Origin of the sequence: Salipiger mangrovisoli (assembly GCF_015223355.1) — a bacterium.
Taxonomy (GTDB): Bacteria; Pseudomonadota; Alphaproteobacteria; order Rhodobacterales; family Rhodobacteraceae; genus Salipiger; species Salipiger mangrovisoli.
The window spans coordinates 35062-58841 of sequence record NZ_JADFFK010000019.1 but is presented as its reverse complement, the minus strand read 5'-3'; the positions used below and the strand labels follow the sequence as shown (position 1 = coordinate 58841).

Here is a 23780-nt window from a genome sequence, read left to right as displayed (position 1 = left end):
TGGGAGGGAAAAATGGACTTCCTTGAAGTGATGAAGACGGTACTCGCGTCCGTGCTTCGGGCAAAGAAAATTCGCATGGCCGGGATTGCAGTCCTGGCACCCGGCGTGCTGTTTCTGGCTGAACCCGCGGCCGCCCAGTGCAGCGCGGCGCAAACCACCCTCGAGATGCGCGACTGCGCCGGGCAGGAGTACGGGGCCGCGGATGCCGAGCTGAACGCGGTCTACGCCCAGGTCAAATCCACCGCCTCTGCCGAGGTCATGGCGCAGGTCCGCGCTGCGCAGCGCGCCTGGATCCCGTTCCGCGATGCCGCCTGCGCCGCCGAGGCCGCACCCTATGCCGGGGGCTCCATCCAGCCGCAGATCCAGATCAGCTGCCTGACCAGACTAACCCGGCGCCGCAGCGAGGACCTGCGCGCGCTCCTGCCGAACTGACAACCCGAGGACGACCCCTGATGCCCGCAACGATTTCCCGCCGCGACTACGCCGCCATGTTCGGCCCCACCACCGGGGACAAGGTGCGGCTTGCAGATACCGACCTGATCATCGAGGTCGAACGCGACCTTACCGCCACGCTCGCCGGTGGGGGCGATCGCGCGCTCTATGGCGAAGAGGTGAAATTCGGCGGCGGCAAGGTGATCCGCGACGGCATGGGCCAGTCGCAGTACACCCGTGCGCAGGGCGCGGTGGACACGGTGATCACCAACGCGCTGATCGTCGACCACACCGGCATCTACAAGGCGGACGTCGGCCTCAGGGACGGGCGCATCGCCAAGATCGGCAAGGCGGGCAACCCGGACACCCAGCCCGGCGTCAACATCATCGTCGGCCCCGGCACCGAGGCGATCGCCGGCGAGGGGCGCATTCTCACCGCTGGCGGCATGGACAGCCACATCCACTTCATCTGCCCGCAGCAGATCGAGGACGCGCTGCACTCTGGGTTGACCACCATGCTCGGCGGCGGCACCGGCCCGGCGCATGGCACACTGGCCACCACCTGCACGCCGGGACCTTGGCACCTTGGGCGGATGATGCAGGCCGCCGATGCCTTCCCGATGAACCTCGCCTTCGCGGGCAAGGGCAACGCCTCGCTGCCCGCCGCGCTGGAGGAACAGATCCGCGGCGGTGCCTGCTGCCTCAAGCTGCACGAGGATTGGGGCACCACGCCCGCGACGATCGACACCTGTCTGTCGGTTGCAGATGCCATGGACGTGCAGGTGATGATCCACACCGACACGCTGAACGAGTCGGGTTTCGTCGAGAACACCGTCGCGGCGATGAAGGGCCGCACCATCCACGCCTTCCACACCGAAGGCGCGGGCGGCGGCCACGCCCCCGACATCATCAAGATCTGCGGCGAGGAGTTCGTGCTTCCGAGCTCGACCAACCCCACCCGGCCCTACACGCAGAACACGCTCGAGGAACACCTCGACATGCTGATGGTCTGCCACCACCTCGACAAGTCGATCCCCGAGGACGTGGCCTTCGCCGAGAGCCGCATCCGTCGCGAGACCATCGCCGCCGAGGACATCCTGCACGACATGGGCGCCTTCTCGATCATCGCATCCGACAGCCAGGCCATGGGCCGCGTCGGCGAGGTGATCATCCGCACCTGGCAGACCGCCGACAAGATGAAGAAGCAGCGCGGCAAGCTGGCCGAGGAGCAGGGCGACAACGACAATTTCCGCGTCCGCCGCTACATCGCCAAGTACACGATCAACCCCGCGATCGCGCATGGCATCAGCCAGCACATCGGCTCGATCGAGGAAGGCAAGCGCGCCGACCTCGTGCTGTGGAACCCGGCCTTCTTCGGCGTGAAACCCGAGATGGTGCTGATGGGCGGCACCATCGTCTGCGCGCAGATGGGCGATCCCAACGCCTCGATCCCGACGCCGCAGCCGGTCTACACCCGCCCGATGTGGGGCGCCTATGGCCGCTCGGTCGAGAACTCGGCGGTGATCTTCGTGTCCGAGGCGGCGCAATCCGATGGGCTGCGCGACAAGCTTGGCATCGCCAAGCAGACGCTGGCGGTGAAGAACACCCGCGGCATCGGCAAGAAGGACCTGATCCTCAACGACGCGCTGCCGCATGTCGAGGTGAACCCAGAGACCTACGAGGTGCGGGCGAACGGCGAGCTGCTGACCTGCGAGCCGGCAAAGGAATTGCCGATGGCGCAACGCTACTTCCTCTACTGACCTTCCCGCCGGGATTGGATAGATTGCTTCCGGGCCGCAAAGGGCGGCCCGGAAGGACTCACAGATGAATCTCTCTCCGCTGGTGCTCGCCATGACCCTCGTACCGGGTCTCGCCAACGCCGCATCCTGCCCGACATCCGCCGATCTCGACACGGGCATCCGCCTGCGCGGGGCGGAGGGCGCCTCCGAACTCTTCACGCGACAGGGACCCGCGCTGGTCCGCTCGGTCTACGAGCAGGACGGCGTCGCGGTGACCCGGACGCTGCTGGGGTCGGGTCTTTACGTGCTCGAGACTCTCGATCTCGAGGACGGTGCGCCGGTTCCGGAAACCCGCACCACCTTCGGATTTCCGATGCCGCCCGCCGCCATGCCCATGCCGAAGCCGGCCGGCAGCTGGACGGTGAAGGTTACCGTGACGGAGGCGGGACGTCTCGGCACCGAGGTGCAGAGCTATCGCTTCGGGCCCGAGACGGAAATCACCTTCGGCGCATGCACCTACGACATGATCCCGATCATCCAGCACTACGACGACGAGACGATTGACTACGTGACATGGCTGCCGGAGCTCGGATTGTCCTTCCTTTCGGGCTTTTCGGATACTGAAGGCCAGGAGAGGTACGATTATTTCGCGATAGAGGCCGTTCGGTGAAATAAACATATCTGTGATCTTTGCGCTCTCCGAGGGCCGGCTATGCACATGCAGCATTTGTTGTTCGGGGTGGGCTGGCCTATCTTGAGTGCCAGGGGAGGAAACCAAAACCGAACATAAGGATAGGTTTCCAAATGGCATTTCTGACCGCATCCGCTCGTACCGAGCAGGCACCGTTCTTCACGCGCTTCTTTGCTGCCATCGGCAACGGCCTCGTGGCCATGGGTGAAGCAAACCCGCGCCTGCGCAAGATCGAAGCCCTGCAGCGTCTGTCCGACGAGCAACTCGCCGAGCGTGGCCTTCGCCGCGAAGACATCGCGCGTCACGTCTTCCAGGACGTCTTCTACCTCTGAGTTCGCTTGGGGCGCGAAAGCGCCGCAGAACTCGGCACATCAAGGCCACGCCCCGGTGATCCCGGTGCGTGGCCTTGCCTTTTCCGGCGGTTGGACCGAGGGTGCTGGCGCAATCCAGACGATCCCCGGAGCCCTTCCATGACATCTTTGCCCGTGTCCCACGAGATCGCCCGCAAGGGCGCCGCCCCCGAGGCGCCGTTGAGCGTGACGCTCAGCTACGAGGACCGCTTCCTGCGCCGCAAGGTGCTGAAAAGCGATCAGGGTGAAAGCTTCCTTGTCGACCTCGCGCATACCGAAAGCCTCGATCAGGGCGATGCCTTCGTGCTGACCGACGGGCGCGCGGTGCGCGTCGAGGCCGCCGCCGAGCCGCTGCTGGCGGTGAGCGGGGCGGACCTGCCGCGCCTTGCCTGGCACATCGGCAACCGCCATACCCCTTGCCAGATCGAAGCCGCGCGGCTGCTGATCCAGCGCGACCACGTGATCCGCGACATGCTCGCCCATATCGGTGCGACGGTGGAGGAGGTGCTCGAGCCCTTCACCCCCGAGGGCGGTGCCTATGGCCACGGCCGGACGCATGGGCACGACCACTCGCATTCCCATGGGCCGGAGGGGAGCGCGCACAGCCACGCGCACTCGCATTCCCATTCCCATGCGCACAGCGATGACCATGATCATGGGCACAGCCACAGCCATTCCCACGCGCATGGTTCCGCGCACACGCATGACCACTGACCCGCTGCTGACCCTGCACCAGCTCTTCTCGCCCTCCTTCCCGGTGGGCGCCTTCGCCTATTCGCATGGGCTCGAGACGCTGGTGCAGGAGGGGCGCATCTCCACCGCCGCCCAGCTTCAGGGCTGGCTAGAGGCGGTGCTCGAACATGGTGCCGGCTGGAGCGACGCGGTGCTGCTGGCGCAGGTCGCGCAGGGGGCGGACGCGGCGGAACTGGCCGCGCTTGCCACGGCGCTCACCCCTTCCGCTGAACGCCGGCTGGAGACGGTGAAGCAGGGCGAGGCCTTTGCTTCGACCGTCTCCGACCTCTGGCAGGTCAATATCGTGCCCGCGCCCTATCCCGTTGCCGTCGGGCAGGCGGTGCGCGCGCTCGATCTGCCGCTGCTGCCCGCGCTGCAACTCTACCTTCAGGCCTTTGCCGCGAACCTCGCCGCCGCCGGGATCCGCCTTGTCCCACTCGGCCAGACCGAGGGGCAAGGGGTGATCCGCGCGCTGTCGCCGCTCTGCGAGGCGCTGGCGGAACGGGCGATGACCGCGAGCCTCGACGAGATCGGCGGCTTCGCCCCATTGTCCGACATCGCCAGCCAGCGCCACGAAACGCTCTATTCCCGCATCTTCAGATCCTGACAAGCGACGGAGACCACATGACTTCCCCCAACGGACCCCTCCGCGTCGGCCTCGGCGGCCCCGTGGGCGCCGGCAAGACCACCCTCACCGCGGCGCTCGCCCGTGCCCTGCGCGACCGGCTCTCGATGGCCGTGGTGACCAACGACATCTACACTCGCGAGGACGCCGAGGAGCTGATGCGCCAGCAGATCCTGCCGCTCGACCGTATCAAGGGTGTCGAGACCGGCGGCTGCCCGCATACGGCGATCCGCGAGGATGCCTCTATCAACCTTGCCGCCATCGCCGAGCTGAACGAGACCTTCCCCGACCTCGACCTGATCCTTATCGAAAGCGGCGGCGACAACCTTTCCGCCACCTTCTCGCCGGAACTGGCGGATGTGACGATCTACGTCATCGACGTGGCGGCGGGCGAGGAAATTCCCCGCAAGGGCGGACCGGCGATCACCAAGTCGGACATCCTCGTCATCAACAAGACCGACCTTGCGCCCTATGTCGGCGCCTCGCTCGAGGTCATGGAGCGCGATGCCACGCGGATGCGGGCGGGCAAGCCCTTCGTCTTCGCGCAGGTCAAACACGGCAAGGGCGTGGACGAGATCGTCACCCTGCTGGCGCAGATCGGCGGGTTGCCACTTGCGGAGGCGGTGGCATGAGCCGGGTCGTTATCCTTGGCGTCGGCGCGGTCGGCGGCACGCTCGCCGTTGCGCTGACCGAGGCCGGAGAGGATGTCCTGGGGATTGCGCGGGGTGCCCAGCTAGAGGCGATCCGTGCGGGTGGGCTTACGCTGCGCACCGCCGATGGCGATCGCCATGCCAGCTTTGCTTGCGTGGCAAGCCCCGCCGAGGCGCAGCTGCGCGATGACGACGTGATCTTCCTTTGCGTGAAGACCCAGCACACCGAGGCTGCGCTGATGCAGCTTCGCGACGCGGGACTGCGCGACCAGCACGTTTTCTGCTTCCAGAACGGGGTCGAGAACGAGCGGCTGGCGCTGCGCTACTTCCACAACGTGCATGGCGTCACGGTCATGCTTCCGGCGGATTTCGTGCAACCCGGCGAGGTGGTCTGCTACGGCGCGCCCTGCATCGGCTCCTTCGACATCGGGCGCTTTCCGGCGGGCTCGGACGCGGCTGATGCGGCCCTGGTTGCGCGGCTCGAAGCGGCGGGCTTCCCCTCTGCCGTGCGCGAGGCAGTGATGCAGCGGAAATACGGCAAGCTGCTGATGAACCTCGGCAATATCGTCGGCGCGGCGCTTGGCGAAGAGATCGACGGCACGGCGGTGACGGCGGCGCTGAAGGCCGAGGCCGAAGCGGTCATGGCCAAGGCCGGCATCGCATGGTCAGACCCGGCAGAGGATGACGACAAGCGCGCGGCGCAGCTCAAGATCGTCGAGGTGCCGGGGGTGACGCGCGTCGGCAGTTCCACGGCGCAGAGCCTCGCGCGGGGCGCTGGCTCGGTGGAGACCGACTACCTCAATGGCGAGGTTTCGCTGCTGGGCCGGCAGCTTGGCGTGGCGACACCGGGCAACGACTGGTTCACTCAACTGGCCGCACGGCTGGTGCGCAACGGCGCGGCGCCGGGCGCCGTCACCCTGGCCGAGGTCGAGGCCGCGCTGGGGCTCTGAACCGCCTCAGTCCGCTCGCAGTGGATAGGGCAGGGTCCGGCCGGTGAGCCGGGCCCCGACCCGCGGTGACAGCCAGTCGAACAACACAAGGTGCCAGCGGCTCGGCGCGCTGCGCGCGGTGTAGATCATCCCGTCGGCGCCGCCCTGTCGCGCCAGATCGGACACCCGCCAGGTCGAGGCGGCATTCCCCGCCGCCCGCTCGGGCAGCCAGGGCACCGCCGCGAGTGCGGGCTCGGCCCGCCAGTCGGCGCATTGCGCCGCATCGCGCAGATCGAGCACCCGCGCCCCGGCGACCTCCAGTTCGCAGATGATGCGCGGGGGATCGCCCTCTTTCACGTAGGCTTGGATCGCGTGCTCGGCCCAGTCGGGCCGGGAGGAGACATAGAGCGTCGGCTGGCCCGAGTGGTGAAACCGCCCCTCGGGGCTGAGCGCGGGCGAGAGCGCCTGGTCTCGGCGGGCCGTGGGCACGATCCGGTAGAACCGCCCGGCGATCATGCGGAACCTGCCCTCGGTGGGCAGTCCCCCGTCGCCGCTGTGGACCATGTTTCGCCTGTCCATGACGCACCCCCTGCTGACAAACGGCCCCTGTCTAGGACTGTGCTGCCGCGCTTGCAATGCTGTGGCTCGTAAGAAGAAGGGGTGCCCCCGGAGGGACACCCCTTTGGCGCGCAATACACAGGCACCCTAGTAGTCGTGCTCGTAGTAGAGACCGAGCGTGCTGTCGCCCTCCGAGGTCACGCTGCCCTTGGCTTTCAAGCTGGGGGTGATCTTGATGTTGAGGTTCACCGCGCTGCCGCCGCCGGAGTCGACCTCGACGTCGGTGTAGATGTCCTCGGAGATGTACTTGCCGAGCCGCAGGCCGGCCTGGCCCTCGTCATTGGTGGTGACGTCGAGATCGTCGAGCCCGAGCCCCTGCCGGAGGTTGTCCACCGCGCCGGACCCGCGTCCGGCAAGGGTGTTCACCGCCGCCGCGATCTGAAGGGCCTGGAAGCCCGAGATCTCGGTCAGATCGCGCCCGAAGAGCAGAAGCGCCAGCACCTCTTCCTCGGGGCGCGAGGGATCCGAGGTGAATTCCACGTCGGGCGCGGTGGCGAGCCCGGTGATGCTGACCGTCACCGTGGTGCTTTCAACCTGGCTGGTCGCGGCGATGTCCAGCGTCGGGATGAAATCGCCGGTCAGCGCCATGGTCGCGCGGTCCAGTGTGAGCCGTTGGCCGAGAATGTCGAGCCGGCCGCGGATCAGGTCGAACCGGCCCTGCGGGATCACGTCATTCGAACTGCCGGTGATCCGCAGCGCCCCGCCCAGTTCCATGTCGAGACCGCGGCCGCGCACGAAGATCTGCTGCGGGGCCCGGATCACCAGGTCGAGCGGCAGCGCGTAGGCCGAGCCGCCGCTCTTCTTCTCCTCGTCGAGCAGCCCGGCGCGGATGCGGGTCACCCGCGAGCCGAACGGCTCCGAGAGATGCGTCAGCACGAAGCCGCGGCTGCCCGGCCCGAGCCCGGTTTCCGGGATGCGGATCTCGGCATTGTCGATCAGGATCTCGCCGCCGATGGCGGGACCGGTGAGCAGCGGACCCGAGATGGACACGTTGCCGCCAAGCTGCACCTGGTAGAGCCGGCGATCCTCGAGCACGAGCTGGTTGAGCGCGATGCGCAGATCGGCGGGATAGCTGCCGCTCATGCCGATGGTGCCGTCCACGTTGATCCTGCCGCCGGTCGCCAGGCCGGAGGAGGCGGTCAGCCGCGTCTGGCCGCCGCCAAGGGCGGCGTTGAGGTCGAGCCCGGTCAGCTCCAGCCCGGCACCGGGCACCAGGACCTGCGCGCCATTGACCGTGACATTGCCCGACAGCGATTCCACGGCCAGGGGACCGTTCAGCCGCAGGTCGATGTTCGCCATTCCCGACAGCAGGTTGGGCGCAGCGACTTCATTTGCCAGTTCGAGCGGCGCATTGCCGGTGATCGCGAGGTTGGCGCTGCCGAAGTCCTGCGCGATCGTCCCCGAGACCTGCGCCCGTGTCCCGCCAGGAGCAGTCACATTGGTCCGGAGCTGATACTGGCTTCCGTTCAGCGCCAACGTGCCCTCGGCGGTTGCGCGGCCCGGAAGTTGCGGCACCAACAAGCCCAGATCGCGCAGCGCGACATTGTAGGTGATGCTGCTGTTCGCGCCGCCGTAGCCGCCGCTGGCGGTGGCGGTGATCTCGCGGGTCTGCACCTCGAGCTGGCGGATGCTGAGCGCGCCGCTCGCGTCGCGGGTCAGCTGCACCACGGCGCTGCCGTCGCCGCCGACCAGCTGGTCGACGGTGGGAATGCCGAGCGCCAGCGCGCGGGTCTGGAGTTGCCCGTCGGCGGCAAGGCTGCCGTCGGCGAGGTTGTAGTTCACTGTGCCGTCGAAGTTCAGCCCGCCGCTCAGCGGTTGACCCACAAGCGGCGCATAGGCGCCGAGCGAGGCCACCGAGGCGGTTCCGTCGAAGCCCACCGTGCCGAGCTTGCCGCCGCCGAGCTTCTCGGCGGTGACGCGGCCCTGCGCATTGGCCTGGCCCGGCCCCGAGCCGGTGAAGTCGAGCTGATAGGCGCCGTCGCTTTCCTGAAGCGTGCCGTTCAGCCGCGCGCCTCCGGTGACACCCGGCTGGATCAGCGACATGTCAGGCAGCGAGATGTCGAAGCTGGCGCTGCTGAGGCCGCTCTGCGCAGAGGGCTCCTTGCCGAGCAGCGCGGCGGTGTAGACATCGCCCTGCGCGGTGACTTTGATCGCCTGCCCATTCACGTCGAACTGGCGGATTTGCACCAGGTCGCCGTCATAGGCCACCGAGGCATCCAGATCGACCGTGCCGCTGAGCAGCCCGTCCACCTGCGCGATGCCGGTGCCGAGATCGCGGGTCGTGCCGTCGATCACCGCATCCGCCGCGCCTGTCGCCATGTCGTAGGAGACGTCGGCGGTCAGGTTCAGCCCGCCCGCCAGCGGCCTGCCGGCCAGCGGCGCGTAGATAGACAGGTCCGAGGCGGCGACGTCGCCGTCGAAGGTCACCATGCCGAGGCTGCCATCGGCCTGCTTCTCCGCGCTGGCCTTGCCGATGATGCGGACATTGCCGGGAGCGGAGGCGTCGAGGTCGAGCAGATAGGCGGTGCCTTCTTCCTGAAGCGTGCCGGTGAAGCGCGCGGGGCCGGTGATTTCAGGCTGGATCAGGGACATGTCGGGCAGCGAGATATCGAAACTGGCGTTGCTCTGACCGGCGCCGGGGGTGGGGGTGCCTCCGAGCAGCGCGGCGGTGTAGACATCGCCCTCGGCCGAGACTTGTATCGCCTGCCCGTCCACCTCGAGCTTGCTGATCTGCGCCAGATCGCCGTCATAGGCCACCGAGGCACCGAGATCGACGCTGCCGGTGAGCAGCCCGTCCAATTGCGCGATGCCGGTTTCCACGTTGCTCAACGTGCCGTCGAGCACCGCGTCGATGGCGCCGCCGTCAAGCGTGTAGGTGACGTCGGTTTTCAGGTCTACGCCGCCCGCCAGCGGTTTTCCTGCCAGCGGCGCGAAGGCGGACAGGTCCCGGGCTGCGGCGTCGCCTTCGAAGCGGATCGTGCCGATGCCACCTTCCTCGAGCTTGCTGGCGGTGACCAGCCCGTCGAGGTCGGTGCCGCCCGGCGCGCTGCCGGTGATGTCGAGCCGGTAGGACTCTGGGGTCTCGTCGAGCGTGCCGTTCACCTGCACCGCGCCCGAGAGTCCCTCCTGCACCTTCGAGACGTCAGGGATCGAGATGTCGAACGTGCCGGTGCTGCCGCCGGTCTGCAGCTTTGCCTCGGCCACGGCCTTCAGGCCCTCGCCTGAAAGGTCGAGACGGCGCAGCTCGGTGCCTTCCTCGTTGCGCACCGCCGAGGCGAAGAGTTCGACTTCGCCCTCGAGCAGCCCGTCGGCCTGCGCGATGCCGGTTCTCAGGTCGCGCGTGCGGCCCTGCGTGGTGACATCGAAGCGGCCTGCGACCGGCTCCAACGTGCCTTTCACGGCAAGGTCGGCGTCCCCGCCAAGCGGGCGCCCGACAAGGCCGGAGAACCGCGAGATATCCTCGGCCTTCACGGCAAGGTCGGGTTCGATGACGATGTTGCCGCTGTTGCCGAGACCCGAGAAGGTCACGTCGCCGGCGAGCGAGAGGCCCGCGCCGCCGAAGTCGATCTGGCGCAGGTAGAGCGGATCGCCCGCCTGCCACTCGATCTGCATCACGCCCTTCAGTTCCTCGCCGGCGGCGTCAGCCATCGAGGCGTCGGCGAAGTCGAGGCCGGAGGCGTCGAAGGTCAGTTGCGCGTCCACGCCGCCGGGCAGCGAGGCGCCAGAGCTGCGGCGGATGGTGCCGCGCCCGGCGATATCGGCGCGCGCGATGGTCATGTCGGGGCGATCGATGCCCTCGGCCACGAGGTCGAGCGTGAAGGCCTCACCCTGCGAGGCGTCGAAATCGAGAGTCAGCGTGGCATGGTCGAGCAGGGTGACATCACCCGACATGGCCAGTCGCACCGAGCTGCCGTCGTCCGAGGCGATCTCGCCATCGAGTCTCATCAGCTGCGGCCAGCCGTCCGCGCCGATGCGCGCCGCGCCGGTGAGCGAGACCATGGCGGTCTGCAAGTCCAGCGTCTCCAGGTCGAGCGTGCCATCGGCCGCCTTCAGCCCCGAGACCTGCAAGCTCTGTTCGGGGCCGAAGAACTCGCGGTGCTCTTCCGGCAGCAGCGGGCGCAGATCGCCGGAAAGATCGGCGGTGAACTGGCGCCCGGCCTCGGAACTGCCTTGCAGCGTGACCTGGCCGCCGAGCCGTTCCTCGCCGTCGGTGGCGAGTTGCAGGTCGGCCTTGAAGTCGTCGAGAACGCCGTCGCCCTTGACCGTCATGGCGAGCGACGGTGCACCGGGCAGGCCGAGCTTGGTGCCGACGATGCCCCCGCTCTCTTCCTCTAGCGCGACGTCAATGGTCAGCGCGCCGCTCGCATTGGCGTAGCTGCCTGCGAGGGTCAGCGAATCCTGCGGCCCGTCGAGGCGGTTCACCGAGATGTCGGCATTGCCTTCGCCATCCGCGAGCTTCGCCGAGCCCTCGACTTCCAGCGCGATCTCTTCGCCCATCAGCGGCGCGCCCAGCTCGACCCGCGCGATCTTCAGCGCGCCGACGTCGACCGAGACCGGCAGATCCGGCAGGGCGAAATCGCCCGAGGCCTCGGGGGCGGGGGCGTCGCCCTCGGTGATCGGGGCGCGGGCAATGGCCAGCCGCTCGGCGCTCAGCTCGTTGACCACGAGCTGGCCGCGCAGCAGTGCGGTGCGGCGCCAGTTCAGCTTGGCATTCTCCAGCGTCAGCCAGACGCCCTCGGAATCAGAGATGGTCATTCGCTCGAGCGTCGCCTCGGAACTCAGCGCGCCGCGAAAGCCGATGATGCGCACGTCGCGACCGGCGCCCGAGAGGGAATCCTCGATCAGCCGTTCCAAGAAACCGCCGCTGTCCTCGTCTTCCTCCTGCGCCAGCGCAGGGGGCACCGCCAGAAAGAGCGGCAGGAGCAGCAGGATGAAAAATTGCTTGAGAAGGGTCAAAACGCCTGTCCTATCCCGAGGTAAATCTGAACGCCCTCGCCGGTGTCGCCGCCGACGGGCATGGCGACATCGAAGCGCAGCGGGCCGATGCCCGTCTTGTAGCGCACGCCGAGGCCCGCGCCGCCGTGCCACTCGCCGTCATCGCCGCCAGGAGTGCTGTCACGCCCGACGTAGCCCGCGTCATAGAACAGCACCGCGCCGAGGCTTTCGCCGATGTCCTGCCGGAACTCGGCCGAGAGGCCGGCGAAGCTGCGCCCGCCGATCGTGTCGCCGTTGCCGAGGTCGATGGCCAGCGACTGGTAGGGCTGGCCGCGGACGGTGCCCGCACCGCCCGAGTAGAACAGGTAGTCCGGTGGGGTTTCGTCGATGTCCGGTCCGACCACCGAACCGAGCATAACCCGCCCCGCCAGCACCGAGCGCTCGCGCTCGCCAAGCGCCAAGTACCCGCGGGCGTCGGCGTAGAGCCTTGCGCCATTGGGGTCGTCGCGCAGGTTCAGGAAGGGTGTCGCCTCGGTGAGCAGGTAGAAGCCGTGGCGGGGGTCGAACTCATTGTCGCGACGGTCGTACTCGGCCTTCATCGGCAGGGTGAAGAGCTCGAAGGTTCGGTCGCCGAGGTCGTCGGAGGTCTCGGAGTAGAGATAGCCGACGCCGATCTCGGTATAGAGATAGTCGGTCAGCTGCCGACTGATCCCCAGCGTCAACTCGATGCTGTCGAGGTCGTAGTTCGGCTCTTGCAGGTGCTGCAATTCGGTCAGGAAGAAGCCGTTGGTCTCGGGGCCGATGACCGCGGGCACGTCGAGTCGACCGCTGAGCGTGTAGTCGAGCGTGTCGGCCTGATCGGTGATATCGGTGATCGAGGCATCGAAGCGCAGCCGCTCGGCGCCGCCGAGGATGTTCCGGTGCAGCCAGTAGCCGGTCAGCGACAGCCCCTCGAGCGAGCTGATCTCGGCCCCGGCTCCGATGCGGCGCGGCTTCGAATCGACAACCTGAAGCGTGTAATCGAGCGTGCCATCGGGGTTGGGCTCGTCCCGCTCGCGCAGGGTGACCGTCGCGAAAGTGCCGGTGCGGGTAAGCCGGTCGACGGCGTCATTGACCTCGTCCGGGTCATAGATTTCGCCGGTCGGAAGTCCGGCAATCCGTCGCCTTGCAGAGCCGCGGACCGCGCTGTCTCCGACGTTGAGCAGACGGCCGAAGCGCAACCGGGGACCGGTGGTCACGCCAAGGTCGACGTTCACCCTTCGTGTCTCGTGATTGGCGGTGACATCCTCGCGGGTCAGCTCTGCCTTGGGGTAGCCGATGTTGCGCCAGCCATCCACGGCCGCCTGCGCGGCGCTGCTGATGGTGCCCGCGCGGGCGCGCTCGCGCCGCTTGAAATCGGTTGGAAGATCGGTTCCGGGGGCCAGCGGCGAGATGTCGGTGCGTTCGAACTTGAAGGTCGGCCCATGGTTGACCAGAACGTCCACCCGGTTCACCGACTTCGGCGTGGTCAGCAGCGGGATGTCCGACGCCTCGCGCCCATCGATGCGGATCGAAACCTCGGGGCCGTAGTAGCCGCTGTTGTAAAGCGTCTCGACGATGATCCCGTAGTCCTGGAGCGCGGCGGCCATGACGTCCGCCCCCTCGGTTTTACCGTCGGTCTTGGCCCTCACCAGTGCGGAAAACGAGGTGATCTGGTCCTGGATGTCCTGGTCGAGATCGGGAAATGCGAAGCTGAGCGTTTCAAAGGCCGAGGCCGGCAGGGCGGCGAGGCCGAGGGCGAGGCTCAGGGAAATAAAAGAGTGCCGAGGGCGCAATGAACTGTCCTTTCTCGAAACCATGCGGGCACCTTAACGCAGCGGAACACGTCGGGCTAGGCGCAGCGGCAATAAGGTCAGCGTTCCGGGTGATTTAGCGCGCGTTCGTCACGGGGCGATGGCGGCGGGCTGCCGGCGGGGTCCTGGCGGCGCCGAAACGCGTGGAACCGGCTGCGGGCTTGTCGTAACGTCGGCGCGCGCCTCTCCTGGTGCGCTGGAAATGCAGGCAAGGAACCCCGCGAAGATGGCACCGCAGACTTACGTAACCGGTTGCGCCGGGGTCCTTGGGTACGAGATCCTGCGCGCGCTTACCGAGGCGGGCCAACCTGTGACGGGCATCTCGCGCAGTGCGCTGCCCGAGGGCGCACGCGCCCTGCCGCACGTGCGGGTGAGCGACGCGCTGCATCCGGGCTGGCTGGCGCCGGGCGACGCGGGGGCGACCATCGTGCATTGCGCCGGGCTGTCCGACGCCCGGCGACGCTTCGCATCGATCGGCGCGGTCATGCAGGACGTCACCGCGCCGCAGACGGCGTTCGTCGAGGCCCTGGTGGCGCGGGGCTGGCGCGGGCATTTCGTTTATCTGTCGACAGCGGCGGTCTATGGCGACACCGACGATCTGCCGATCCCCGAAACCCGCGAGCCGCAGCCCAAGGGCTACTACGCGCTGCACAAGCTGGCGGTGGAGGAGGCGCTGCTGTTTCTTGCCGCGCAGCACGGCTTCCGGCTGACGATCCTGCGGCTCGGCAACCCCTATGGCACGGCGATGCCGGGGCGCGAGCGTGGGGTGATGCGGCTGCTGCTCGATGCGCTGGCGAGTGGCGCAGCCTTCACCGTCTACGGCAGCGGCGAGACTTCGCGGGACTACCTTCACATGGATGATTTCTGCGGTGCCGTCGAACGGGTGGTGCACGGCGCGCTGCCGAACCCGGTGACCCGGCTGAATCTCGGGGCGGGGGAGGGCTGTTCGCTCAACGCGCTGGTCGCGCAGATGGAGGCGGCAACGGGGCGGCAGCTCAACCTGGTGACCGAGCCCTCGGCGCTGGAAGTGAAGTCGAGCGTGCTCGACATCGCGCGCGCCCGGCAGGTGCTGGGCTGGGCGCCGCGGGTGGCGCTGGACGAGGGGCTGGCGCGAATGGTCGCGGACTACGGGCTCTGACCGGATGCTGGACGCGCTGATCGCCAAATACGGGCTGATCATCGTCTACCTCGGCTGCGCGCTCGAGGGCGATACCGTGGCGATCACCTCGGGGCTGCTGGCGCATCACGGGCTGCTGCCGCTCTGGCCGGTGCTGGCGGCGGCCTGGGCGGGCGGCTGGAGCTCCGATGTGGCGATCTTCCTGCTGGCGCGGCGCTATCGCGACCACCCTCGGGTGCAACACATCCTTGCCCACCCGGTGTCGCAGGGGATGGCGCGGAGGTTCCTCGCACGCCCGGCTCTTCTGGCAGCGGCCTTCCGGTTCCTGCCCGGAATGCGGACGGTGACCCCGGTTCTGCTGGCCACCAGCGCGGGGCTACGCCCGGCGCTCTACCTGCCGATCACCTGCCTTGCAGCGCTGGTCTGGGCGGTTGTCATGGTGGTTGTAGGTCATGGCATCGGCAGGCTGGTGCATATCATCTGGGGCCACATCGACCGCACCCAACTGCTGCTGGCGATCCCGGCGTTGCTGGTGGTGGGCTTCTGGCTGCACCGCCGGTGGCGGATGCGCCGGGCGCCGCACGACTAGATTCCACACAGCAAAACGCCGCCCCAAGGGGCGGCGCTTGGTAGGACCTGCGGAAGGTGCTTCAGCCGAAGAGCCGCGCGCCCTGTTCGTCGATCATCTGCTTCGCCTTGCGGATCGAGGCTTCGACGGCCTCGCCGTGGTCGCGGATGACATCGGCGCGGATCAACTCGTGCACCTTCGTCTCGCCTCCCACTTCGGCCTCGATGCGGGCGGCGATGCGGAACTGCCCCTCTGCCGGGATCGGCTCGGGGAAGATGCGGAAGCCATTGTACTCGATGGCTTCCACCTGCGGTTTCGCCTTGCCGGTGTCGGAGCTTCCGCCGCCGAAGAGACGGGACCAGAGGGACATGGACCTGCCTCCGCGCTTACTGGTCGAGGAACGAGCGCAGCTTGCGCGACCGCGAGGGGTGCTTGAGCTTGCGCAGCGCCTTGGCCTCGATCTGGCGGATCCGCTCGCGCGTCACCGAGAACTGCTGGCCGACCTCTTCCAGCGTGTGGTCGGTGTTCATGCCGATGCCGAAGCGCATCCGCAGAACCCGCTCTTCACGCGGGGTGAGCGAGGAGAGCACGCGGGTGGTGGTCTCCTTGAGGTTTTCCTGGATCGCGCTGTCGAGCGGCAGGATAGCGTTCTTGTCCTCGATGAAATCGCCGAGCTGCGAATCTTCCTCGTCGCCGATCGGCGTTTCGAGCGAGATCGGCTCCTTGGCGATCTTCATCACCTTGCGGACCTTCTCGAGCGGCATCTGCAGCTTTTCCGCCAGTTCTTCCGGGGTCGGCTCGCGGCCGATCTCGTGCAGCATCTGGCGGCCGGTGCGGACCAGCTTATTGATCGTCTCGATCATGTGCACCGGGATACGGATGGTGCGCGCCTGGTCGGCGATCGAGCGGGTGATCGCCTGGCGGATCCACCAGGTCGCGTAGGTCGAGAACTTGTAGCCGCGGCGGTACTCGAACTTGTCCACGGCCTTCATCAGGCCGATGTTGCCTTCCTGGATGAGGTCGAGGAACTGCAACCCGCGGTTCGTGTATTTCTTGGCGATGGAGATCACGAGGCGCAGGTTGGCCTCGACCATTTCCTTCTTGGCCTGACGTGCCTCTTTCTCGCCCTTCTGCACCTGCTGGACGATGCGGCGGAATTCGGAGATGTCGAGGCCGACGTACTGGCCGACCTGCGCCATGTCGGCGCGCAGCTCTTCGGCCTTGTCCGAGAAGCGCTCGATGAACATCTGCCAGCCGCGGCCGTCCTTGGCCGCCATGTGATCCATCCAGTTCGGATCAAGCTCGCGGCCACGGTACTCGTCGATGAACTCGCGGCGGTTGATGCGGGCCTGGTCGGCCAGCTTCACCATCGAGCTGTCGATCATCATGATGCGCTTGTTGATGCCGTAGAGCTGGTCGATCAGCGCCTCGATGCGGTTGTTGTGCAGGTGAAGCCCGTTCACCAGTACGACGATTTCCGAACGCACGCGCTGGTACTGCGCCTCGTCGTCGGCGGAGAAAGAGCCATCCTCGTTCAGCGTAGCGCTGATCCGGGCATCCTGCATTTCCGAGAGGGTCTCGTAGTCGGCGGCGATCGTGTCCAGGGTTTCCAGCACGCGCGGCTTCAGCGCGGTCTCCATCGCGGCGAGCGACATGTTGGCCTGATCGTCGTCATCCTCGTCGTCGTCGCGGCGCAGCGGGTTGCCGTCGGCATCGAGCTCGGGCTCGTTGCTGCGCTGCTTCTGCGCCGAGGCATCGCCGCCGCCGACCACGGGCTCGTCGAGCTCGCCGTCCTCGTCGAGCTGGTTGCCGAAGGTCGCCTCGAGGTCGATCACGTCGCGCAGCAGGATTTCCTCGCCGAGGAGTTCCTCGCGCCAGATGGTGATCGCCTGGAAGGTCAGCGGGCTTTCGCAGAGGCCCGCGATCATCGTGTTGCGGCCGGCCTCGATGCGCTTGGCGATGGCGATCTCGCCCTCGCGCGAGAGCAGCTCGACCGAGCCCATCTCGCGCAGGTACATGCGCACAGGGTCGTCGGTGCGGTCGAGCTTCTCGGCACCGCCGGACGACATCGCGACGTCGCGGCCGCGCGAGGCGTCGACGAGATCGGTCGAGCCCTTGTTCTTGTCGTCGCCGTCCTCGGATTCCTCGTCCTCTTCGGTGACCTGGATGCCCATTTCGGAGAGCATCGACATCACGTCTTCGATCTGGTCAGAGCTGACCTGATCGGGCGGCAGAACCTGGTTCAGCTGGTCATAGGTGATAAAGCCACGCTCGCGCGCCTCGGCGATCATCTTCTTGACCGCGGCCTGGCTCATGTCGAGGCTATGTGCGTCGTCCTGAGATTCCGGCTTGGCGTCGTCGTTGTCTTTGGCTGCCATGAAGTGCTCCGTCAAAGGGAGGGGCCGGTTCTGGCCGGCACTCGCGCAAGTGAAGTGATTCGATTTTGCGAATCATGGGGGGAATCGTTTGATTCGGCCACCCGTCTACCGGTTTTTCCTCCAGTTTCCCTAAATGGCCATCTAGTTCTGACCCTTGGAAAAGCGAATCTGCTGCAGCAGCGCGTCGAAGGCGCTGCGTTCTTCTTTGTCCATTCGGGCGCCGTTTGCGCCCACGTCGAATTCCACATCATCCTCCGAGCGGTTCATCACCGCCTGGTTGCGCGCCTGTGCTGCCTGACCCAGCCGCCAGGTAAGGGCTTCGTCCGCAAGGCTTTCCATATCCTCCAAAGCCTCGGCGAGCTCGGCCACCAGACCTGCCTGAGCGGCAATTTTCGCGAACTCCTCGGCCACCGTCAGGCGGGCGAGCTCGCTGTCACCGAAATGTCGCAGGCAGGGCACGACTGCCACATGGCGTGCCGCGAGCAGGGAATCAAGGGCCTCGGGGCCGATTCTCTGCATCGCTTCGTCCTGGAGCGTTTCGGGATCATGCGTGACCCCGGACAGAAGCAGGCTGCGCAGCGCGGCATGCGAGGGATCCGCGCAAGGCAGGGTTTCGAGCGGGCTTTCGAACTCCGCCATCAGCGCCGGGTAACGCAGCAGCACGGCGAGGATGACATCTTCGCGCAGGCGGGTCTCGGCGGCATCGCCCGCCGCCACCAGCAGCGAGGACTTGGCCGAGGCGCTTGGCGCGATCGGCACTGCCTGTCCCCATTTCTGGGTGCGCTTGCCGCTGCGGAACGGGCTGTACTGGCCCGGACCATCGGAAAACCCGCGGCCGTTGCCGCCCGAGGTTCCGCCGCGCCGGGCGCGGAACAGCTGCCAGCGCAGGTCCTTGATCTCGTCGCCGTAGTGGCGGCGCAGGTCGGGGTGCTGGATGCGTTTGAGCGCTGCGCGCAGCGTCGCGTCGAGCGCGGCCTTGCGCTCGGGGCTGTCGAAGACCTTGCCTTCGGTCTCGCGCCGCCAGAGCAGCTGCACCATGGGCATCGCCTGATCGAGCACCGCCTTCACCGCCTGCGGCCCCTTGGCGCGCAGCAGGTCGTCGGGATCCTGCCCCTCGGGCATGAGGGCAAAGCGCAGCCCCTTGCCGGGCACCAGCAGCGGCAGTGCGGTGTCGATCACCCGATAGGCGGCGCGCAGCCCGGCCTTGTCGCCGTCGAGGGCGATCACCGGCTCGTCGGCGATGCGCCACAGCAGGGCGAGCTGGTGCTCGGTCACCGCTGTGCCAAGTGGCGCGACGGACGCCTCGAAGCCCGCCTCCGAGAGCGCGATCACGTCCATGTAGCCCTCGGCCACGATCAGCGGCTGGCCCTTGCCCGCCGCCTCGCGCGCGGGCGCGTGATTGTAGAGGTTGCGGCCCTTGTCGAAGAGTTCGGTCTCGGGCGAGTTGAGGTATTTGGCGTTGTCGCGCGGATCCATCGCCCGGCCGCCGAAGGCGATGGCGCGGCCGCGGCCGTCGCGGATCGGGAACATGATGCGGTTGCGGAAGACGTCATAGGGCGCGCGGCCCTTGTCCGAGGGCTTGGCGAGCCCTGCACCGAGGATCAGATCCTCCGCCACGCCCTGTCCGCGCAGGTGATCCCAGAGCCCCTGCCAGCAATTGGGTGCAAAGCCCAGCTCGAAGCGGTCCTGTACGTCCTGCTTGAGCCCGCGGCGCTCGAGATAGCCGCGCGCCTCGGCGGCGGCGGCGGTGCGCAGCTGCATCCGGTAAAAGCGCAGCGCCTGCTCCATGACCTCGGCAAGCTGGCTGCGGCGGTCGGCCTTCTGCGCGGCCTGCGGGTCGCGCGCCGGCATCGGCATTCCGGCCTCGCGCGCGAGGATCTCGACGGCCTCCATGAAGTCGACGTTCTCGCTCTCGCGGATGAAGGAGATCGCGTCGCCCTTCGCGTGGCAGCCGAAGCAATAGTAGAAGCCCTTGCGGTCATCGACGTGGAACGAGGCCGACTTTTCCTGATGGAAGGGGCAGGGCGCCCACATGTCGCCCTTGGCCTGGTTCGATTTCCGACTGTCCCACATGACCTTGCGGCCCACGACCTGCGAAAGGCTCGTGCGCGTGCGCAGCTCGTCAAGGAAACCCGGTGGAAGACTCATGCTCGGAGTATCATAGGACATTGGGGCCGAGTCCATGCGCCTCGGCCACGCTTTTATCTTTCCTTAGAGATAGCCGAGTCGTCCGCCCGCCGGAAGGGCGACGTGAGGGCGCGCCGAGACCTCAGCGCGGCCGGATCACTGCGAGAGGCATTGCTGTTCCCAGCTGCGTCCCACGTCGAGGTTCAACTGGTCTTCGGGCAGGGCATAGATCCACTGGGCGAGCATGACGCCCGCGTCGCGGTCGAGCGCCCGGCGCAATTCCCGTTCGGTGCGTTTCTGGGGAACTCCGTCCTTACGCGCCTGCACCGCTTCCATGACCATCTTGGCCGAAGATTCGCAGCGTGCCGCCTTGTCACTTTGCGCAAAAGCGGGCGTGGCGGCGGCAAGCACCAGCCCGAGAACTACCAGGGTCCGCATGGTCTGCATCTCCTTTATCAACCATGAGACCTATCTAGTCATTCGGTCGGCGGGTGTCATCAGCAGGAGCCTGTTCGATGACGCACATTGGGGCCTGCGCCGGGCGCACGAGGTGCCGCCCGCGGCGCCCGAATACCGCGTTGCGGTCGTCGCGGATAGTTGACATCATGACGTCATTATCGACTCGGAGCGCCGCGATGCCGAAAGTGAAGCCGTCCAAGGCCAGGACCGCCAAAGGCGAAGAAGATGAAAAGAAGAACACGTCGCTGCGGTTGAGCGGCAAGACGCTGAAAGCTTTGAAGATTCGCGCCATCGAAGAAGAGTCGAGCGTGCAGAAGATCGTGGAGGCTCTCATCGAGGAGTATCTGCGAAAGGCCGGGAAGAAAGCGAAATGAGTGCGGATCGCTCGAGGCTCTATCTCCTCGTTCCTGACGCGCTGGACCGGCTTGCCGAAGCCGGGGCCGTGGGCGGGCTTGTCCCGGCCCTGTCCTGGGAAGAGGGCACCACTGCCTTTCAGGTCCGCGATACGTTCGACCAGGAAATCCGGCATTCGGGGCGGCTGCTGATCGAAACCGAGACGCAGATCGAGGTGCTGGGGGCCGAAGGCAGGTCTCTCGCGCAGCCCGGCGTCTCGGCGGCGCGCTTCGTGGCCGAATTTGCCAAGGGGCCGGTGACCTCGGCGCTGTCCGATCTGTCGCCGCTGCGTTGCCTGCTCCCCGTAGGGGCGGGCGTGTTGCGGCGCGGCGTGCTTGCGCTGCTCGACGACGAGGCAAAAACGCAGGCGCGGGCGCTTCTGCTTGATCTTTGCGTCACCGAAGGCGGCGCCGCGATCGTGGTGCAGCTTCAGGGGCTGCGGGGTTACGACAAGGCGCTGCTGCGGCTGCGCGGCATGGTCGAGGCAGCAGGCGGCACCGCTTTCGGAGAGCAGCCGCTCTATGCGGGGCTCTTTCCGGGGCAGCCCGATTACAGGCCCAAGCCGCAGGTTCCGATCGGTCACGACACCGAGGCCTTTGACGCGGCAAGCGACATCATCGCGGCCTATCTGCCGGTGGCCCGCGCAAACGAAACCGGGGTGATCGCCGACCACGACACCGAGTTCCTGCATGACTACCGCATCGCGCTGCGCAAGATACGCTCGGTGCTGAGCCTGTTCCGCGACGTTTACGACACCGCGCTGACGGACGAGTTGAAGACGCGCTTCTCGGCGCTGATGGTGCCGACGGGACGGCTGCGCGATCTTGATGTCTACTTGTTGGAGCGAGAAAGGTTCTACGGCATGGTGCCGGACAGCCTTCATCCGGGGCTCGACCGCATGTTCGCGCTCTTCGCCGAAGAGCGGGCGGCAGCGCAGAAAAGCCTTGCCGAACACCTGCGCAGCCCCGCCTACCGCAAGGAGATTACGGCGCTCGTCAAGCTTTTCGGCAGCGGCCGGAAATCCGGGCGTCGCAAGCTCGCACGCGGCGACAAGGCCGCTTTGCCGGCCTATGATTTTGCCTGTCGGCTGATCTGGAAGCGCTATCGCAAGATCTGCGCCATCGCCGAGGGGATCGACGCCGAGACGCCCGACCACGAGGTCCACGAACTGCGCATCCACTGCAAGAAGCTGCGCTACCTGATGGAGTTCTTCGCGCCGCTCTTCCCGGAGGCGCCCTTCAAGCGGCTGATCAAACCGCTGAAGAAGCTGCAGGACAATCTTGGGCTCTTCAATGACTGCTCGGTGCAGCAAGACAGCCTGCAACAGGTCCTGGGCCGCCTTGATGGCGCTACACCCGGCGACCTTCAGGCAGCCCAGAGTGTCGGCGCGCTGATCGTCGTGCTGCACGGGCGGCAGCTGGAGGAGCGCGCGCGGGTGGTCGGCAGCTTTGCCGCTTTCAACAGCGCGGCCACGCGCGAGACGTTCCGCGACCTGTTCCACGGGGGGAAAGAATGAAGATCATCGCCTGCTATTCCAACAAGGGCGGCGTGGGAAAGACCGCGACCACGGTGAACCTTGCATATGCAATGGCGCAGGCTGGACGGCGCGTGCTTCTCTGCGATCTCGACCCGCAGGGCGCTTCGGGGTTCTATTTCCGGGTCAAGCCCTCGAAGAAGCTGACCGAGACGCGCTTTTTCGAGGATGTGGCGCGCTTCGCCGGCGCTATCCGTGGCAGCGACTACGACGATCTCGACGTTCTGCCTGCCAATATGACGTTCCGGGATTTCGACGTCTTCCTTGCGCGGATGCGCAATTCGCGCTCGCGCCTGAAAAAGGCCCTGAAGGCGGTAAAAAGCGACTATGACGTGGTCCTTCTGGACTGCCCTCCGAACATCTCGACGCTGTCAGAAAACGTGTTTCGCGCCTCGGATGCCATTGTTGTCCCGGTGATCCCGACCACGCTCTCACAGCGCACCTTTGAACAGCTGCGCGATTTCTTCCGCGCCCATGATCTCAAGGAGAAGAAATTGCACGGGTTCTTTTCGATGGCGCAGGGCGTGAAGTCGCTGCACGGCGAGACGATGGACGAGATGCGCCGTGAGCATGGCAAGCGGCTGATGACGGCGACGGTGCCCTTCGCCTCCGAGATCGAGCGCATGGGGGTGCACCGCGCCCCGGTGCTGGCGACGGCGCCCTCGAGCCCGGCCAGCGCGGCCTACCGCACGCTGCATGACGAGCTGGTCACGCGGGTGTTCGGCAAATGAGCGGCGGCGTGGAGATCGAGCGCAAGTTCCTCGTCGCGCAGCTGCCGGACCTTTCGGGGCTGGCGGCCAAGCCGGTGCGGCAGGGGTATGTCACGCAGGCCGGCGACACGGTCGAACTGCGGCTGCGCGAGAAGGGCGGTGCCTGCTTCCTGACGCTGAAGTCCGACGGCGGGCTGGCGCGCATGGAGCGCGAGATCGAGATTACGCGCGACCAGTTCGAGGCGCTCTGGCCCGCGACCGGCGGCAGGGTCCTGGAAAAGACCCGCCACCTCGGCACGCTGAGCGATGGGACCGCCTTCGAGCTGGATGTCTTCACCGGTGCTCTTGCGCCGCTGGTGATGGTCGAGGTGGAATTCGACACGGAAGACGCCGCCCGTGCCTTCACTCCGCCAGCATGGTTCGGCGCGGATGTGACCGAGGACCGCCGCTACCGCAACCGGGCGCTCGCGGATGACGGCGTGCCGGGCTGACCTCGGCTGACCGGGGCTGAACCGGACTTCGCCGTCTCGCTGGAGGCGGCCCGTGCGTCGGCCCGTTCCGAGTCGGAGAATCGCGGAATCGGCGGTGTGCCGCGCCGCGCGCCGAGGGGTCGGTCCGGGGTGACGCGGGGGCCGCTCCGGAGGGCCGGAAACGGGGCTCGAGTGGCGGTCGTCTCGGTGCCGCAGGGGCAGGTCGCGGGAGGGACTTCTGGCGGCGTCTCGACCCGCGTCGGCCACGGCCCGGAAGGCCGCTGATTTCCGGCGGAAATCCCTTTCGTCCGCTCCGCAACGCACATCGGCGCGCCGACCACAGGCTCGCCCGAACGCAGAGGTGCTCACCAGCGTCTTGCGGAAAGCGTATGTTTTTCAGGGGTTTGAAGTGGTGCTGCTGGACAGGATTGAACTGTCGACCTCTCCCTTACCAAGGGAGTGCTCTACCACTGAGCTACAGCAGCACCGGG

At 67.0% G+C, this 23780-nt stretch carries 21 protein-coding genes and 1 tRNA gene; 14 read left to right on the top strand and 8 right to left on the bottom strand.

Annotated features, from left to right (window positions below):
• The first annotated feature begins 12 nt into the window (after positions 1-12).
• From IQ782_RS21625 to IQ782_RS21590, 8 genes are all read left to right on the top strand, one after another.
• On the top strand, positions 13-432 hold the full coding sequence (locus IQ782_RS21625; RefSeq protein ID WP_240989469.1) for a lysozyme inhibitor LprI family protein: 420 nt from the start codon (positions 13-15) through the stop codon (positions 430-432).
• A gap of 20 nt (positions 433-452) precedes the next feature.
• Positions 453-2192: an urease subunit alpha gene (gene ureC, locus IQ782_RS21620; protein WP_194136747.1), complete on the top strand. Its 1740-nt coding sequence runs from the start codon at positions 453-455 to the stop codon at positions 2190-2192.
• A gap of 64 nt (positions 2193-2256) precedes the next feature.
• A complete protein-coding gene (locus IQ782_RS21615; RefSeq protein ID WP_194136746.1) occupies positions 2257-2841 on the top strand; it encodes a hypothetical protein in 585 nt (194 codons plus the stop codon).
• Between the two features lie 134 nt (positions 2842-2975).
• Positions 2976-3194: a DUF1127 domain-containing protein gene (locus tag IQ782_RS21610; protein WP_194136745.1), complete on the top strand. Its 219-nt coding sequence runs from the start codon at positions 2976-2978 to the stop codon at positions 3192-3194.
• A 138-nt stretch (positions 3195-3332) separates the two neighbouring features.
• The gene (locus tag IQ782_RS21605) at positions 3333-3926 is read left to right on the top strand and encodes an urease accessory protein UreE (protein ID WP_194136744.1); all 594 of its coding nucleotides are present in this window, start codon (positions 3333-3335) and stop codon (positions 3924-3926) included.
• The gene (locus tag IQ782_RS21600; RefSeq protein WP_194136743.1) at positions 3916-4551 is read left to right on the top strand and encodes an urease accessory protein UreF; all 636 of its coding nucleotides are present in this window, start codon (positions 3916-3918) and stop codon (positions 4549-4551) included. The genes IQ782_RS21605 and IQ782_RS21600 overlap by 11 nt, the downstream gene beginning before the upstream one ends.
• Positions 4552-4568: 17 nt before the next feature.
• Positions 4569-5201, top strand: a complete 633-nt coding sequence (gene ureG, locus IQ782_RS21595) for an urease accessory protein UreG (protein WP_194136742.1) — start codon at positions 4569-4571, stop codon at positions 5199-5201.
• Entirely contained in the window at positions 5198-6169 is a 972-nt protein-coding gene (locus IQ782_RS21590; RefSeq protein ID WP_194136741.1) for a ketopantoate reductase family protein, read from the top strand. The genes ureG and IQ782_RS21590 overlap by 4 nt, the downstream gene beginning before the upstream one ends.
• Positions 6170-6175: 6 nt before the next feature.
• Here the strand turns inward: IQ782_RS21590 and IQ782_RS21585 are convergent, their stop codons facing one another.
• From IQ782_RS21585 to IQ782_RS21575, 3 genes are all read right to left on the bottom strand, one after another.
• On the bottom strand, positions 6176-6727 hold the full coding sequence (locus IQ782_RS21585) for an RES family NAD+ phosphorylase (protein WP_194136740.1): 552 nt from the start codon (positions 6725-6727) through the stop codon (positions 6176-6178).
• Positions 6728-6853: 126 nt separating this feature from the next.
• A complete protein-coding gene (locus IQ782_RS21580) occupies positions 6854-11722 on the bottom strand; it encodes a translocation/assembly module TamB domain-containing protein (RefSeq protein ID WP_240989468.1) in 4869 nt (1622 codons plus the stop codon).
• Positions 11719-13515: an autotransporter assembly complex protein TamA gene (locus IQ782_RS21575; protein ID WP_240989467.1), complete on the bottom strand. Its 1797-nt coding sequence runs from the start codon at positions 13513-13515 to the stop codon at positions 11719-11721. Before IQ782_RS21575 ends, IQ782_RS21580 begins: the two co-directional genes overlap by 4 nt.
• 244 nt (positions 13516-13759) lie before the next feature.
• Between IQ782_RS21575 and IQ782_RS21570 the strand changes: the two genes are divergently transcribed.
• Positions 13760-14671, top strand: a complete 912-nt coding sequence (locus IQ782_RS21570; protein WP_240989466.1) for an NAD-dependent epimerase/dehydratase family protein — start codon at positions 13760-13762, stop codon at positions 14669-14671.
• A 4-nt stretch (positions 14672-14675) separates the two neighbouring features.
• A complete protein-coding gene (locus IQ782_RS21565) occupies positions 14676-15239 on the top strand; it encodes a DedA family protein (protein WP_194136737.1) in 564 nt (187 codons plus the stop codon).
• Positions 15240-15300: 61 nt separating this feature from the next.
• On the opposite strand, the gene IQ782_RS21560 is transcribed toward IQ782_RS21565, so the two are convergent.
• The 4 genes from IQ782_RS21560 to IQ782_RS21545 all read right to left on the bottom strand — a co-directional run bounded on the left by IQ782_RS21560 (position 15301) and on the right by IQ782_RS21545 (position 20161).
• Entirely contained in the window at positions 15301-15588 is a 288-nt protein-coding gene (locus IQ782_RS21560; RefSeq protein WP_194136736.1) for an HlyU family transcriptional regulator, read from the bottom strand.
• 16 nt (positions 15589-15604) lie between these two features.
• On the bottom strand, positions 15605-17596 hold the full coding sequence (rpoD, locus tag IQ782_RS21555; RefSeq protein ID WP_194136735.1) for an RNA polymerase sigma factor RpoD: 1992 nt from the start codon (positions 17594-17596) through the stop codon (positions 15605-15607).
• Positions 17597-17737: 141 nt separating this feature from the next.
• Positions 17738-19744, bottom strand: a complete 2007-nt coding sequence (gene dnaG / locus IQ782_RS21550) for a DNA primase (protein WP_194136734.1) — start codon at positions 19742-19744, stop codon at positions 17738-17740.
• 135 nt (positions 19745-19879) lie between these two features.
• Entirely contained in the window at positions 19880-20161 is a 282-nt protein-coding gene (locus IQ782_RS21545; protein WP_194136733.1) for a hypothetical protein, read from the bottom strand.
• 197 nt (positions 20162-20358) lie between these two features.
• Here IQ782_RS21545 and IQ782_RS21540 point away from each other — a divergent pair, with 197 nt between their 5' ends.
• Genes IQ782_RS21540 through IQ782_RS21525 form a run of 4 tightly spaced genes read left to right on the top strand, consistent with a single transcriptional unit; the run spans position 20359 to position 23310 of the window.
• The gene (locus IQ782_RS21540; RefSeq protein ID WP_194136732.1) at positions 20359-20556 is read left to right on the top strand and encodes a hypothetical protein; all 198 of its coding nucleotides are present in this window, start codon (positions 20359-20361) and stop codon (positions 20554-20556) included.
• Positions 20553-22091: a CHAD domain-containing protein gene (locus IQ782_RS21535; RefSeq protein WP_194136731.1), complete on the top strand. Its 1539-nt coding sequence runs from the start codon at positions 20553-20555 to the stop codon at positions 22089-22091. Before IQ782_RS21540 ends, IQ782_RS21535 begins: the two co-directional genes overlap by 4 nt.
• On the top strand, positions 22088-22840 hold the full coding sequence (locus IQ782_RS21530; protein ID WP_194136730.1) for a ParA family protein: 753 nt from the start codon (positions 22088-22090) through the stop codon (positions 22838-22840). Before IQ782_RS21535 ends, IQ782_RS21530 begins: the two co-directional genes overlap by 4 nt.
• A complete protein-coding gene (locus IQ782_RS21525) occupies positions 22837-23310 on the top strand; it encodes a CYTH domain-containing protein (RefSeq protein WP_194136729.1) in 474 nt (157 codons plus the stop codon). The genes IQ782_RS21530 and IQ782_RS21525 overlap by 4 nt, the downstream gene beginning before the upstream one ends.
• Before the next feature lie 389 nt (positions 23311-23699).
• Here the strand turns inward: IQ782_RS21525 and IQ782_RS21520 are convergent.
• A tRNA-Thr gene (locus tag IQ782_RS21520) sits at positions 23700-23774 on the bottom strand.
• Positions 23775-23780 lie beyond the last annotated feature (6 nt).